This is a genomic window from Streptomyces sp. R35 (assembly GCF_041053035.1).
GTDB lineage: Bacteria > Actinomycetota > Actinomycetes > Streptomycetales > Streptomycetaceae > Streptomyces > Streptomyces lutosisoli.
Window position 1 is genome coordinate 2,260,230 of sequence record NZ_CP163440.1, and the last position, 14,360, is coordinate 2,274,589.

The 14,360-nt window shown below is 69.4% G+C and carries 12 protein-coding genes; 8 read left to right on the top strand and 4 right to left on the bottom strand.

Annotated features, from left to right (window positions below; all coding sequences use genetic code 11):
- The first annotated feature begins 286 nt into the window (after window positions 1-286).
- The 5 genes from AB5J50_RS10655 (at window position 287) to AB5J50_RS10675 (ending at window position 6,950) form a co-directional block, all read left to right on the top strand.
- Window positions 287-1,081, top strand: a complete 795-nt coding sequence (locus tag AB5J50_RS10655) for an MIP/aquaporin family protein (protein ID WP_369256973.1) — start codon at window positions 287-289, stop codon at window positions 1,079-1,081.
- A gap of 132 nt (window positions 1,082-1,213) precedes the next feature.
- Window positions 1,214-2,752 (top strand): glycerol kinase GlpK, encoded by a 1,539-nt coding sequence (gene glpK / locus AB5J50_RS10660; RefSeq protein ID WP_369256975.1) that lies wholly within the window; start codon window positions 1,214-1,216, stop codon window positions 2,750-2,752.
- A gap of 8 nt (window positions 2,753-2,760) precedes the next feature.
- Window positions 2,761-4,377 (top strand): FAD-dependent oxidoreductase, encoded by a 1,617-nt coding sequence (locus tag AB5J50_RS10665; protein ID WP_369256977.1) that lies wholly within the window; start codon window positions 2,761-2,763, stop codon window positions 4,375-4,377.
- 162 nt (window positions 4,378-4,539) lie between these two features.
- Window positions 4,540-5,658, top strand: a complete 1,119-nt coding sequence (locus tag AB5J50_RS10670; RefSeq protein WP_369256979.1) for an LLM class flavin-dependent oxidoreductase — start codon at window positions 4,540-4,542, stop codon at window positions 5,656-5,658.
- 233 nt (window positions 5,659-5,891) lie between these two features.
- On the top strand, window positions 5,892-6,950 hold the full coding sequence (locus AB5J50_RS10675; protein ID WP_369256981.1) for an LLM class flavin-dependent oxidoreductase: 1,059 nt from the start codon (window positions 5,892-5,894) through the stop codon (window positions 6,948-6,950).
- Here the strand turns inward: AB5J50_RS10675 and mtnK are convergent.
- The 4 genes from mtnK to AB5J50_RS10695 are packed head-to-tail and all read right to left on the bottom strand — an operon-like array spanning window position 6,934 to window position 11,816.
- Window positions 6,934-8,112: an S-methyl-5-thioribose kinase gene (mtnK, locus tag AB5J50_RS10680; protein ID WP_369256983.1), complete on the bottom strand. Its 1,179-nt coding sequence runs from the start codon at window positions 8,110-8,112 to the stop codon at window positions 6,934-6,936. The genes AB5J50_RS10675 and mtnK overlap by 17 nt on opposite strands.
- A gap of 12 nt (window positions 8,113-8,124) precedes the next feature.
- On the bottom strand, window positions 8,125-9,171 hold the full coding sequence (locus AB5J50_RS10685) for an ABC transporter permease (RefSeq protein WP_369256985.1): 1,047 nt from the start codon (window positions 9,169-9,171) through the stop codon (window positions 8,125-8,127).
- A 28-nt stretch (window positions 9,172-9,199) separates the two neighbouring features.
- Window positions 9,200-10,732, bottom strand: a complete 1,533-nt coding sequence (locus tag AB5J50_RS10690; RefSeq protein ID WP_369256987.1) for a sugar ABC transporter ATP-binding protein — start codon at window positions 10,730-10,732, stop codon at window positions 9,200-9,202.
- Window positions 10,719-11,816 (bottom strand): substrate-binding domain-containing protein, encoded by a 1,098-nt coding sequence (locus AB5J50_RS10695; protein ID WP_369256989.1) that lies wholly within the window; start codon window positions 11,814-11,816, stop codon window positions 10,719-10,721. Before AB5J50_RS10695 ends, AB5J50_RS10690 begins: the two co-directional genes overlap by 14 nt.
- 551 nt (window positions 11,817-12,367) lie before the next feature.
- On the opposite strand from AB5J50_RS10695, the gene AB5J50_RS10700 reads away from it, so the two are divergent.
- The 3 genes from AB5J50_RS10700 to mtnB are packed head-to-tail and all read left to right on the top strand — an operon-like array spanning window position 12,368 to window position 14,288.
- A complete protein-coding gene (locus AB5J50_RS10700) occupies window positions 12,368-12,967 on the top strand; it encodes an acireductone dioxygenase (RefSeq protein ID WP_369256991.1) in 600 nt (199 codons plus the stop codon).
- On the top strand, window positions 12,964-13,683 hold the full coding sequence (gene mtnC / locus AB5J50_RS10705; protein WP_369256993.1) for an acireductone synthase: 720 nt from the start codon (window positions 12,964-12,966) through the stop codon (window positions 13,681-13,683). The genes AB5J50_RS10700 and mtnC overlap by 4 nt, the downstream gene beginning before the upstream one ends.
- Window positions 13,680-14,288: a methylthioribulose 1-phosphate dehydratase gene (gene mtnB, locus AB5J50_RS10710; protein ID WP_369256995.1), complete on the top strand. Its 609-nt coding sequence runs from the start codon at window positions 13,680-13,682 to the stop codon at window positions 14,286-14,288. The genes mtnC and mtnB overlap by 4 nt, the downstream gene beginning before the upstream one ends.
- The last annotated feature ends 72 nt before the right edge of the window (window positions 14,289-14,360 follow it).

Sequence of the window (14,360 nt, forward strand, 5' to 3'; positions counted from 1 at the left end):
AGCCAAGCGCTTCCCGGCCTTCGTCGTACTTCCTCAAGATCGACGACTCACCGATAGCTCATAGCGATCAATAACGATCGTGTTTTCGATAACAGAGCTCTTGACGTGCTGGTAACGCGACGGCAAGACTCCCGTCCATCGGTCGACATTGTCGAACACCTACCGGCAATACGCGCTAGAGTGTGGCGATGCCAAGGGCCGTATCGCTCTCGCTCCCTGAGAGCAACGAACCACCGGAGGGACCCGGGGTTCGGCTTCCCCTGGACGAAGGACAAAGGAGTCGCGGGTGTCCAGCTCCGACATCTTCATCGGCGAGACCATCGGTACCGCCGTTCTCATCCTGCTGGGCGGTGGCGTGTGCGCCGCCGTCACGCTGAAGGCCTCCAAGGCGCGCAACGCCGGATGGCTCGCCATCACCTTCGGGTGGGGCTTCGCGGTACTGACCGCGGTCTACATCTCGGCGCCCCTCTCGGGTGCGCACCTCAACCCGGCCGTGACGCTCGCGCTCGCGATCAAGGACAACGACTTCAGCAACGTCGCCACCTACTGGGGCGGGCAGCTGCTCGGCGCCATGATCGGTGCCGCACTGGTCTGGGTCGCCTACTACGGCCAGTTCCTCGCCCACCTCACCGACAAGGAGATCGTCGGCGGTCCGGGCGCGCAGGCCACCAAGGTCAAGGCCGTCGAGGCCCAGGAGACCGGCGCCGGCCCCGTGCTCGGCGTCTTCTCCACCGGCCCCGAGATCCGGAACGTGGTGCAGAACCTCGCCACCGAGATCATCGGCACCGTCGTGCTCGTCCTCGCGGTCCTCACCCAGGGCCTCAACGACAACGGCAACGGCCTGGGCACCCTGGGCGCCCTGATCACCTCCCTCGTGGTGGTCAGCATCGGCCTCTCCCTCGGTGGCCCGACGGGCTACGCGATCAACCCGGCCCGTGACCTCGGTCCGCGCATCGTGCACGCCCTGCTCCCCCTGCCCAACAAGGGCGGTTCCGACTGGAGCTACGCCTGGATACCGATCGCGGGTCCGCTGATCGGCGGCGCGATCGCCGCAGGCATATACAACGTCGCCTTCGCTTAGGAGCACAGCTCGCAAGAGCTCAGCTTGAGCACCGCCTAGAGCACCGCTAACGAGCCGCACGCCGCACAGCACCGCTTGAAGCACCGCGCCGTATACACAGCCCCTTTCATACGGAACCTCCAGGAGCACCCCGTGACCGACGCACACACCGCCGGCCCCTTCATCGCCGCGATCGACCAGGGCACGACCTCGTCCCGCTGCATCGTCTTCGACCGCGACGGACGCATCGTCTCCGTCGACCAGAAGGAGCACGAGCAGATCTTCCCGAAGCCGGGCTGGGTGGAGCACAACGCCACCGAGATCTGGACCAACGTCGAGGAAGTCGTCGCCGGAGCCATCGAGAAGGCCGGCATCACCCGCGACGACATCAAGGCAATCGGCATCACCAACCAGCGTGAGACCACGCTGCTGTGGGACAAGAACACCGGCGAGCCGGTCCACAACGCCCTCGTCTGGCAGGACACCCGCACCGACGCGCTCTGCAAGGAGCTCGGCCGCAACGTCGGCCAGGACCGCTTCCGCCGCGAGACCGGTCTGCCGCTCGCGTCGTACTTCGCCGGTCCGAAGGCCCGCTGGCTGCTCGACAACGTCGAGGGTCTGCGTGAGCGCGCCGAGGCCGGGGACATCCTCTTCGGCACCATGGACACCTGGGTCATCTGGAACCTGACCGGTGGTGTCAACGGCGGCCACCACGTCACCGACGTGACCAACGCCTCCCGCACCATGCTGATGAACCTGCACACCCTGGAGTGGGACGAGAAGATCGCCGAGTCCATCGGCGTCCCGCTGAACATGCTCCCCGAGATCCGCTCCTCCGCCGAGGTCTACGGCGAGGTCACCGGCGGCAAGCTCGGCGACCTGCTCGGCGGCATCCCGGTCGCCTCCGCGCTCGGCGACCAGCAGGCGGCCCTGTTCGGCCAGACCTGTTTCTCCGAGGGCGAGGCCAAGTCCACGTACGGCACCGGCACGTTCATGCTGATGAACACCGGCGACAAGATCATCAACTCGTACTCGGGCCTGCTGACCACCGTCGGCTACCGGATCGGCGACCAGGCTCCGGTCTACGCCCTTGAGGGCTCCATCGCCGTCACCGGCTCGCTCGTCCAGTGGATGCGCGACCAGATGGGTCTGATCAAGTCCGCCGCCGAGATCGAGACGCTCGCATCGTCGGTCGAGGACAACGGCGGCGCCTACTTCGTGCCGGCCTTCTCCGGTCTGTTCGCCCCGTACTGGCGCTCCGACGCCCGCGGTGTGATCGCCGGTCTGACCCGGTACGTCACCAAGGCGCACATCGCGCGCGCCGTCCTGGAGGCCACCGCCTGGCAGACCCGTGAGATCACCGACGCCATGACGAAGGACTCCGGCGTCGAGCTCGCGGCCCTCAAGGTCGACGGCGGCATGACCTCCAACAACCTGCTGATGCAGACCCTGGCCGACGTCCTGGACGCCCCCGTGGTGCGTCCGATGGTCGCCGAGACCACCTGCCTCGGCGCTGCCTACGCCGCCGGTCTCGCCGTCGGCTTCTGGTCCAACACCGAGGACCTGCGCGCCAACTGGCGCCGGGCCGCGGAGTGGACCCCGAACATGGCCGCGGAGACCCGCGACCGTGAGTACAAGAGCTGGCTCAAGGCCGTCGAGCGGACCATGGGCTGGATCGAGGACGAGGAGTAAGAACCAGCATGACCAGTCAGTCCACCACGCAGACCGTGCCTGCCCTCGGTACGCACCCGGCCTCCGGCTCGAACCCGAGCCGCGCCGAGACCCGGGAGCAGCTTTCCAAGGCGACGTACGACCTTCTCGTGATCGGCGGCGGCATCCTGGGCATCTCCACCGCCTGGCACGCCGCGCAGTCCGGTCTGCGGGTGGCTCTGGTCGACGCCGGCGACTTCGCCGGCGCCACCTCTTCCGCCTCCTCCAAGCTTCTCCACGGCGGTCTGCGCTACCTGCAGACCGGCGCGGTGAAGCTGGTGGCGGAGAACCACTTCGAGCGCCGTGCGGTTTCCCGCCAGGTGGCCCCCCACCTGGCGAACCCGCTCACGTTCTACCTCCCCGTGTACAAGGGCGGGCCGCACGGCGCGGCGAAGCTGGGAGCGGGCGTCTTCGCCTACTCCGCCCTGTCGGCGTTCGGCGACGGCGTCGGTCACCTGCTGAGCCCCTCGAAGGCCGCGCAGGACGTGCCGGAGCTGCGCACCGACAACCTGAAGGCCGTCGCGGTGTACGGCGACGACCAGATGAACGACTCCCGGATGGCTCTGATGACGGTCCGCGCGGCCGTCGAGTCCGGCGCCGTCGTCCTCAACCACGCCGAGGTCACCGGCCTGCGCTTCACTAAGGGCCGGGTCACCGGAGCGGACCTCAGGGACCGCACGAACGGCGAGGAGTTCGGCGTCGACGCACGCCTCGTGCTCAACGCCACCGGCCCCTGGGTCGACCACCTGCGCAAGATGGAGGACCCGAACTCGGCGCCGTCCATCCGTCTGTCGAAGGGCGCGCACCTGGTACTGAAGCGCACGTCGCCGTGGAAGGCCGCGCTGGCGACCCCCATCGACAAGTACCGCATCACCTTCGCCCTCCCCTGGGAGGACATGCTCCTGCTCGGCACCACCGACGAGGAGTACGAGGGCGACCCGGGCGAGGTCGCGGTCAACGAGAAGGACATAGCCCAGATCCTGGACGAGGCCGCGTTCTCGATCCGGGACCAGCAGCTCTCCCGTGACCTGATCACGTACTCCTTCGCCGGTCTGCGCGTGCTGCCCGGCGGCCCCGGCGACACGTCGAAGGCCAAGCGCGAGACGGTCGTCACCGAAGGCCGTGGCGGGATGCTCTCCGTCGCGGGCGGCAAGTGGACCACCTTCCGGCACATCGGCCGTACGGTCATGCAGAAGCTGGAGTCGCTGCCGGGCCACCCGCTGGGCGAGGACTTCGAGCCGATCTCCCAGCTGCCGAAGAAGCTTCCGCTCCCCGGCGTCGCCAACCCGCGCGCGGTCGCCCACCGCCTGCTGGTCGACGGTCCGGCGCCCGGCCCTCGCATGGCGGCGGACACCGCCAAGCATCTGGCCACCCACTACGGTTCGCTGGCCTTCGACATCGCCCGCCTGGCGAACGAGAACCCGGAGCTGGGCGAGCGTGTCCACCCGGACGCCCCGGAGATCTGGGCGCAGGTCGTGTACGCCCGGGACAACGAGTGGGCCGAGACGCCGGACGACGTGCTGCGCCGCCGGACGACGCTGACGATCCGCGGTCTCGCCACGGACGAGGTACGGGGCAAGGTGCAGGACCTGCTCGACAAGAAGTAGCAGAGGCTGCGGTGATGTGAGGGGCGGCTCCCACGGGGGAGAGCCGCCCCTCTCGCATGTTCGGGCACGGGGGAAAGGGGCGCGTGTACGGGGAAAGGGGCTTCCGGAGCGCTGCCATACCGCGTACATACGCCCGCAATGTCCCGGAGCGAGAGTAGGAGGATGCCTCCGGTTCCCCTCTCCGTGCTCGATCTCGTGCCCATTTCCTCCGGCTCGGACGCTCCGACCGCGCTGCGCAACACTGTCGAACTGGCCCGCGCGGCAGAGGAGTTCGGCTACCGCCGCTACTGGGTGGCCGAGCATCACCTCAATCCCGGGGTGGTGAGCTCGGTGCCGGCGCTGGTGATCCAGGCCGTGGCGCAGGCGACCCGGGAGATCCGGGTCGGCTCGGGCGCCGTCCTGCTCGGCCATCAGACACCGCTGTCGGTCGTGGAGCAGTTCGGGATCCTGGACGCGCTGTTCCCGGGGCGGATCGATCTGGGGCTCGGGCGGTCGGGGCGGCCCAGGAAGGCTCCTGAGGCGTCCGCTTCACCCGAGGGCACGTTCACGGACGAGGGCCTGTATCTCCCGCCTCGCTTCACCGGCTTCGGGCAGCTTCTCCAATCCCCCCGCTTCCGGCTCCAGTTGAGCCTGTTGCAGCAGCCGGGTGCCGAGGCTCCGGCCTACGAGGAGCAGGTCGCCGACATTCTCGCGCTGCTGGCCGGCACATATGTCGACCAGGACGGCACCGAGGCGCGTCCGGTGCCCGGTGCGGGTGCGGACGTCGACGTGTGGATCCTCGGCAGCAGCGCGGGCGAGAGTGCGGAGGTGGCCGGGGCACGGGGGCTGCCGTTCGCGGCGAACTATCACGTCTCGCCCGCCTCGGTCGTGGAGGCGGTGACGGCCTACCGCCGGGCGTTCCGGCCGTCCTGGGCGCTCGCCGAGCCCTATGTCGCCGTGTCGGCGGACGTCGTGGTGGGGGCGGACGACGACTCCGCGCGGCGGCTGGCTGCCGGGTATGCGGCGTGGGTGCGCTCCATTCGCAGCGGGGAGGGGGCTATTCCGTTTCCGGCGCCCGACGAGGCGTATGCGCGGCAATGGAGTGATGCGGAGCGGGAGTTGGTGGCTGATCGGGTGGATACGCAGTTTGTGGGGGCGGTGGGGACGGTGATCGAGCGGTTGCGGGCGTTGCGGCGGGCGACGGGGGCGGATGAGTTGGTCATCACCACCATTACGCATGATCACGAGGATCGGGTTCGGTCGTACGAGTTGCTGGCGCGGGCCTGGCAGAAGAGTGCCTGAGGGGTACGCAGCGGTTTCTCGCCCCCGCCGCCCCTACCCGTCCCATCCTTCTGGGGCTCCGCCCCAGACCCCGTGGGTGGGTTCGTCGGCTGCGGGTGGTGGGGGCTTGTCGCGCAGTTTCCCCGCGCCCCAAAAGGGGCGCGGGGAACTGCGCAATCTTTTAGGGGGTCTGGGGGCGCAGCACCCAGGGATGGGGCGGGTAGGGGCGGCGGGGGCGAGAGAAGAGGGGTGTTGTGAAGTTTCAGGTTCTTTCCATCGTTGGGCATGCTCCGCATCCGGTGACCGGGGAACTCGCCTCGGCGGCCGACCGGTTGGCCGAGGTGGTCGACGTCGGGGTGGCGGCGGAGCGGCTCGGGTATGACGGGTACGCGGTCGGGGAGCGGCATGCCGGGCCGTTTCTGTCGTCGAGTCCGACGGTCGTGCTGGGTGCGCTGGCGGCTCGGACGAGTCGTATCAGGCTGCTCACCGGTGTCACCGTCGTCGCGATCCTCGACCCGGTGCGGGTCGCCGAGGACTATGCGACGCTCGATCAGATCTCGCGCGGCCGTGTCGAGTTGGTGGTGGGCAAGGGGGCGGAGGCCGGACACTTCGACCTCTTCGGGCTCGACGAGGAGCGGCAGTGGGATCTGCAGCGGGAGAAGTACGAGCTGTTGCGTCGGCTGTGGAGTGAGGAGAAGGTCGACTGGGAGGGGGAGTTCAGGCCCGCACTCAAGAATGTGACGACCGTGCCACGGCCCTACGACGGACCGCCGCGCGTCTGGCACGGCTCGGCGACCTCCCTCAACTCCCCGGAGCTGGCCGCGAAGCACGGCGATCCGCTGTTCACCGCCAACGCCATCCAGCCGCGCGCCGCCTACGCCAGGCTGATCGACCACTACCGGGAGCGGTTCGAGGCGTACGGGCACGATCCGGCGCACGCACATGTGGCGGCGGGCTCGGGCGGGCTGCTGATCGCGGACACGCACGAACAGGCCGTCGCCCGGTACAAGGACCTGTACGAGGCGAAGGTACGGCAGTCCTTCCGGCCGCACCTGGAGGGCAAGGCGGGGTACAACACACCGTTCCGCACCATCGAGGACGCGATCGCCGACGGGCCGCAGCTCATCGGCTCGCCGCAGCAGATCATCGACAAGATCCTCGGCTATCACGAGGTGTACCGGCACGATCTCCAGTCGATCACCGTGGACGCCTTCGGACAGTCGACGGACGAGCAGATCGAGACGTTGCAGCGGTTCGCCGAGGAGATCGCGCCGGTGGTGCGCCGCGAGGCGCCCTCTACGTTGTGGGAGTGAGCGCCTCCACTACGGCGCGTACGTCGTCGGGGCCGGTCAACTCGGCCCGCCTGACGATCAGTTCGCGACCCAGCAGCAGTGCCCGGCGCGAGGCGGGCACCGGGTCCGGCAGCGTCGTCAGGTCGGTGAGATGGGCGAAACCGATGATGCGGCGGACGATCTCCGCGCCGGCGAAGCCGACCGATTCTGTCCAGACGCGGCGCAGGAACCGGTCGAGGTAGGCGTCGTCGAAGAAGGTGTCGACGCGGGACGGCCACAGGCGGCGGAACTCGGTCGCGAACGCCTCCCAGGAGAGGCGGAGTTGGTCACCGTGGTCGGCCAGGGTGCCCAGGGCCCTCGCTCGCTCCTCCGACACCAGGGTGTTGGCCCAGTAGAGGCCGAGGTCGAAGCCGATCGGGCCGACGAAGGAGAACTCCGGGTCGAAGACGCGTACCACCGGGGCGTCTTCGCGTGCGCCGACCATGATGCTGCCGGTGTGCAGATCGCCGTGGAGCAGGGCCTGCGCGCTGGTCATGAAGACATGCCGGAGATCCGCGACCTCGGTGCGCAGTCGGGCGTCCGTCTTGAAGGAGGCGGCCAAGTCATCGAGTCCGGGGTGCCAGTGGTTGTGCTCGTGCTCGATGTACGGCTCCGACAGCACCACGTCCTCGGTGATCTTGCAGAGTTCGGGGCTGACCGAGGCCGCGACGAGCGCCTTGCGTTCGGCCGACGGCATGCCGAAGTCGCTGGTGGCGAAGGACAGCTGGGCCACGAACTCGCCGACGCGGGCCGAGGTGCCGGTGCCGTATGCCGCGCCGTCGTTGAGAACCGTACGCAGGACCTCCAGGTCGGACATGTCCTCCATGACGAGGGCGTAGTTGTCCGAGTCGTAGCCGAGGATCGCCGGGATCTTGTCAGGGGCGACCCTGGCGACCTGCGCGTACGCGCGGGCCTCGGCGTCGGCGCGCTCGGGGCTCATCGGCCAGGAGGGGCCCGCGACCCGCACCCAGGGCAGGGCCTGCTTGACGGCGAGGCTGCGGGTGCCGTCGGTGGAGGTGGCGAGGAAGACGCGGTTCATGTTGCCGTCGGAGACCTCGCGGACAACGGGGTCGTCCGTGCCCCAGTGGCCGCGCTCGCGCAGATAGCCGGCGATGTCCTCGGTCTCCAGGATGCGGTAGCCCATCGGTGAACTCCCTTATGCGGTGCGGCGCTTGGACAGGGTGAAACTGAAGACCAGGGCGAGGATGAGGACCGCGCCCTCGACGACGTCCTGCGTGTAGTACGGCAGTCCCTTGATGGTCAGGCCCGTGGTGATGATGCCGATCAGCACGGCTCCCAGGGCCGTGCCCCACACGTTGGGCCTGCCGCGGCCGAGCACCGACGTGCCGACCAGCGCGACGGCGACCGCCTCCAGAAGCTGGGAGGTACCGGCGGAGACGTCTCCCTGGCCGATGCGGGAGGCCAGGATCAGGCCGCCGACGGAGGCGAGGACGCCGGAGAGGACGTACGCCAGGGCCCGGTACGCGCCGACGCGGATGCCGGCCAGGCGTGCGGCCTCCGGGTTGGCGCCGATCGCGTACAGCACGCGTCCCCAGCGGGTGCGGGCGAGGAACACCCAGGCGACGACGGTCAGCGCGCCGAAGATCAGCACCGAGACGGGAATGCCGAGGACCGTGCCGCGGTCGATGCGCAGGAAGCCCTCGGTGAACTTGCCGGGCGCGGTGGTGCCGTCGGACTGGGTCATGCCGGGGGTGATGGACTGCCCGTCGACCAGGATGAGCTTGGTGCCCTGGATCACGAACATGGTGCCGAGCGTGGCGAGCATGTCGGGGATCTTCAAGACGACGATCAGCAGGGCGTTGAGCAGGCCCGCGAGCGCGCCCGCCGCGATGACGGCGAGGATCGCGACTGCGCCGACCTGGTTGTACGTGACCATCGTCTTCGCCGCGACCGTCACCCCGAGTCCGGCGACGGCGCCGACGGACATGTCCATTCCGCCGACGGCCATGGTGAGTGTGACGCCGAGGCCGAGGATCGCGGCGACGGAGACGTACCGGAGGGTGTCGAGGAGTGTCGCCGAGTCGCGGAAGGACGGCTCGCTGATCCCGAAGTACGCGAAGAGGGTGACGGTGACGAAGATGAAGCCGTACTTGATGACGGCGTTCTGGACGCGCGGGCCGAGGGCACCGGCGGACGGGGGCGGCGTCTTCGCCGGGGCCTCGGTGTTCTGGGTGGTGGTCATGTGCCCTACGGCTCCTGATCGTCGGGCATCAGACGGATGCCGAAATGGTCTGGATCACGCGGTCGCGCTCCGCGTCTTCCCCGTACGCGTCGAGGCGGATCTCGCCCGAGGCCAGCACGACGACGCGGTCGGCGACCTCCAGGACCTCGTCCACGTCGGCGGACAGGACGAGGACGGCGGCTCCCTCGGCGGCCAGCGCGCGGGCCCGGCGGCCGATGTCGCGGCGAGCGCCGATGTCCACGCCTCGGAACGGTTCGTCCAGGATGAGGACACGCGGGCTCTCGGCGAGCCAGCGGCCGACAACGACCTTCTGCTGGTTGCCGCCGGACAGCTCCTCGACCGTGCTGTGCTCGTCACGGGCGACGACACCGAGCTGCTCGATGGCGGCGCGGCCGAGCGCGTCCTCCTTGGTCCGGCTCACCAGTCCCGCCGTGGACAGGGACTTGAGGAACGGCAGCGAGATGTTCTGCGCCAGTGACCAGCCGGGCACCAGCGCGTCCGTGTGCCGGTCCTCCGGCACGAGGTGGACGCCGCTGCGGATCGCGTCGGCCGGGCGGCGCGGCTCGTACGGCCGGCCGTCCAGCTCGACCGCTCCCCCGGTGAAGCGCTCGGCGCCGAACAGGCCGCGGGCCAGCTCTGTCTTGCCCGCGCCCAACAGGCCTACGACACCGGTGACTTCGCCCGCGCGGAGGTCGAGGTTCTGGGGGGTGTGGCCGTCGAGGAAGGGGACACCGCGCAGGGAGAGCACGACCTCGCCCTGGTGCCCCGCCTTCTGAGGCCGTGCGGTCGTCGCCTCCTGCGCCTGGGCGAGCATGGCGCGCAGGGCGCTGTCCCAGTCGAAGGGCTTGGCCTGGTCCTCGGTGAGACGGCCGTCTCGCAGGACGACCAGCCGGTCGGCGAGCGCGTCGATCTCACCGAGCCGGTGGGAGACGTACAGCACCGCGATGCCGTCGTCGCGCATCCGCTCGACGAGCGCGAAGAGGCGCTCCGCCTCGGCGGCGGAGAGCGCGGAGGTCGGCTCGTCGAGGATCAGCAGCCGCGGGCGGGTGGCCAGCGCGCGGGCCAGGATCAGCAACTGCCGGTCGGAGATGCCCAGTTCGGTGACATCCCGCCGCAGTACGCTGTCGCTCCAGCCGAGGTCCAGCGCGGACTGGATCTCGCGGGCGCGGGCCAGGACGCGGCGCCCGCCCAGGAACGGGTTGCCCCGTGCCTGGGCCAGCTCCTCGAAGACCAGGTTCTCAGCGACCGTGAGGCCGGGCACGATGCCCTCGCCGATGCGCTGGTGCACGGTCTGGATGCCCAACTGGCGGGCAGCGAGCGGGGAGTGGAGCGCGACGGGCTCGCCGTTCACGCGCACTTCCCCGCCATGGTCTGTATGGACGCCCGACAGGATCTTGATCAGCGTGGACTTGCCCGCGCCGTTCGCGCCGAGCAGCGCGACGACGCTGCCCGGGGCGATGTCCAGCGAGACGGAGACGAGGACGGTCTTGCCTCCGAAGGCCATGCCGACGTCGCGGAGGCTTACCGCCGCGGTCCCAACAGGTGTGTCAGTGGGCGACATTGGGGATCCAGTCCGCGGTGCTCACCTTGGACAGGTTCAGCGCGGGCAGCGCCGCCCGCAGTTGGTCCATGTTCTCGATCCCCTTGCTCTTCAGGAAGTCCTGGGTGATCGCGACGGCCGGGAACTCGACGGAGGTCTTGTTCAGCTGACCGGCCAGTTCCAGGGCGGCGGTACGGACGACGGCCGCGCCCACCGCGGACGGGTCGGTGCCCGCCGTGGCGACCCACGGACTGCCCTTGGCGGTCATGTTCTGGATGTCGGCGTTGGAGACGTCCGCGCCGAAGACCTTCACCTTGTCCTGGAGCTTCTTGTTCTGGACGGCGAGGACGGTGCCCTTGGCGAGCTCGTCGTACGGGGCGAAGATGCCCGTCACGTCGGAGTGCTGGGTGAGCGCGGCGGAGACCAGGGGAACGTTGTCCGTGGCCGTCGAGTCGGTCACCTTGCCGACCTTGAACTGCTGCTTCCAGCCGTTGGCGTCGACGGTCGACTTCCAGACGCTGTCGCGCTTGTCGAGGGCGGCGTATCCGGCGACGTTGACGTAGCCGACCTTGGCGTTCTTCCCGAGGTCCTTGGCCATCACGTCGAGGACGGCCTGGGCCATGCTCGCATCGTCCTGCTCGGTGCTGACGACCGACTTGTTGGTCTGGTCGACGTCGTAGACGACGACCTTGATGCCCTTCTTCACGGCCTTGTCGATCTCGGGCTGGATCGTGGACGGAAAGCCGTGGTCGACGATGATCGCCTGCGCGCCGGAGTTGACGGCCGAGGACAGGTCGGTGGCCTGCTTGGCGTTGTCGGCCTGGGCGTCGTACACGGTCAGGTCGATGCCGAGGGCCTTGGCCTGCGCCTTGGCGCCGTTGCCCCACTGTTCGAAGTAGTCGCCGGCGCCGCTCTGCCGGACCAGGGCCACCTTGACGGTGCCCTGACTGAAGGGGGCGGGCTTCTTGCCGTTGGCCGCCGAGGCGGAGGCCGAGGTGTCGCCGGTCTTCTCCGAGGCGTCCGAGGACTGCGAGCAGCCAGCGAGCAGAAGCGCGGAGACGGAGGCGAGAGAGAGCGCGGCAAGGGGAACGCGGGTACGGGACATGAGGGGCTCCAGGTACACGAATGGCGCAGAGGGAAGCAAGGAAGAGAGCAAGGAACTTGGACCCGGAGCAAGGGAAAGGAATGCGCCACCGCTCAGACAGGTGGCGAACGCCCGGAAGAATCAGGGCGCGTCGGAGCTCCGGATGAGGTCAGCGACAGCTGGCTGTGGTCGACCGGAGCAAGTCCACGTACAGCCGCCGCACGAGCAGCAGCGTCTTCATATGCAGATCATGAGAACGTTTTCAGCCAGCCGTCAAAACAATGGAAGCGGTTTCTCGACAGGTGAGACAACGACAACGTCACAGCGGGGCGCCGCGCACCCTGGAGTTACCATCACGGGACCGGCACCCGACCCGGCACAGTGAGGCCCTGATGACGACTCCCCGCGCGACAGCGCTGCGCATGCCCTGCATGCCGTGCTGTCCCGGCGCGATGTGTCGCGGCTGACGAGCCGTCCGCCGCCGCTCGCCGTCTCGCCCTCTTTCCCCCCCCGCCCGTCCGGTGCTTGTCTCGGTATCCGGACATCCCTTCCAGCTTCCAGGAGTTGCTCCCATGACCCTGCTGACGACCTGGCCCGAGTCCGGACCCGAGTCCGTCGTGCGCCGTACCTCCGACCCCGCCGAGATCGCCGCCGCACTCGCACCGATCGGCGTGCGCTACGAGCAGTGGCCGATCCGTGAGGACGTGCCGGCGGACGCCGACAGCGACACCGTGTTCGCCGCGTACGGCCCGGAGATCGACAAGCTCAACGCCGAGGAGGGCTTCACCACGGTCGACGTCCTCGGTCTGCACCCGAGCGACGACCCCGAGTTCCCGGCCAAGGCGAAGGCCGCGCGGGAGAAGTTCCTCCAGGAGCACACCCATGACGACGATGACGAGGTCCGCTTCTTCGTCTCGGGATCCGGGATCTTCTATCTCCACGTGAACGGCGAGGTGCACGCCGTGTACTGCGAGAAGGGCGACCTGCTGGGCGTGCCGCGCGGCACGACGCACTGGTTCGACATGGGCACCAAGCCCGCCTTCACCGCGATCCGCTTCTTCCACGAGGAGGACGGCTGGATCGGCAGCTTCACCGGCTCCACGATCGCCTCCCGCTTCCCGGACTACGACACGATCGACGCCGGGTACCAGCAGGACAGGGCCGCCGCGTGACGTTGCACTTCGACGTGGACTCCGTGGTGCTCGACATCGAGGGCACCACGAGCGCCACGGGGTTCGTCGTCGACGTGCTCTACCCGTACTCGCGCTCTCGTTTCGGAGCGGTGCTCTCGGAGCGGAGCGGTGATCCGGATGTGCTGCGGGCGGTCGCGCAGGTGCGGGAGCTGATCGGCGAGCCGGACGCCGACGCCGTACGGGTCGAGAAGGCCCTGAACGAGTGGCTCGACGAGGACCGCAAGGCCACCCCGCTCAAGACCCTCCAGGGCCTCATCTGGTCCGAGGGCTTCGCGCGCGGCGAGCTCGTCTCGCACTTCTACGACGACGTGGTCCCGGCGCTGCGCCGCTGGCACGCCGCGGGCGTCCGCCTGCACGTGTACTCGTCGGGCTCCGTCGCCGCGCAGCGCGCGTGGTTCCGGTCGTCCCCCGAGGGCGATCTGCTGCCGCTCGTCGAGGGGCTGTACGACACCGAGAACGCGGGGCCGAAGCAACAGCCGGAGTCGTACGCGGCGATCGCGGCGGCCATCGGTGCCGCCCCCGGCCGCATCCTCTTCCTCTCCGACCGGCCGGGCGAGCTGGACGCGGCGCGTGCCGCTGGCTGGCAGGCCGTGGGCGTACGCCGCCCCGGAGAGCCGTACTACGAGCAGGGCGTCGGCGATCACCACGAGGCGGGGACGTTCGACGCGATCACCATCGCAAGGAGCACCACATGACCGTCGACATCTCAGCCCTCGAACTGGAGGAGGCGGGCGCCGTCCTGGCCGCCGAATCGGCCCGGTTCGCCTCCTTCGGCTGGATGCGCGGCACGTCCGGCAACCTGTCGGTGGTCCTGTCCCGGGATCCGCTGCGTCTCGCGGTCACGGCGAGCGGGCACGACAAGGGTGAACTGACGCCCGCGGACGTGGTGTTGGTCGACGGGAACGGCGCCGCCGTCTCGGGCGGCAAGCCGTCCGCCGAGGCCGAGCTGCACGCGCGCGTCGCCGCGCTCACCGGTGCGGGTGCCGTCGTCCACGTCCACACGGTCGCGTCCGTGGCCATGGGCCGGCGCGAGCCGGGCGGCATCGTCTTCAAGGACGTGGAGATGCTCAAGGGCGTCGGCCAGCCCGCCCACGACGTCGAGGTCACCCTGCCCGTCATCGCCAACAGCCAGGACATGAAGGTTCTCGGCGACCGTCTGGAGGCGGCGCGCGACCCGCGCATGCCCGCGGTGGTCGTGGCGGGCCACGGGCTGTACGTGTGGGGTGCGGATCCGCGTCAGGCGCGGCACCACACCGAAGTGGTCGAGTGGCTGCTGGAGTTGGAGCTGACGGGACGCTGAGCCCAGCGAAAGGCCGCAGTCCGTGTGTCACCGGACCGCGGCCTTTCCGTGCCTCGAACGGGCCTCGACGAC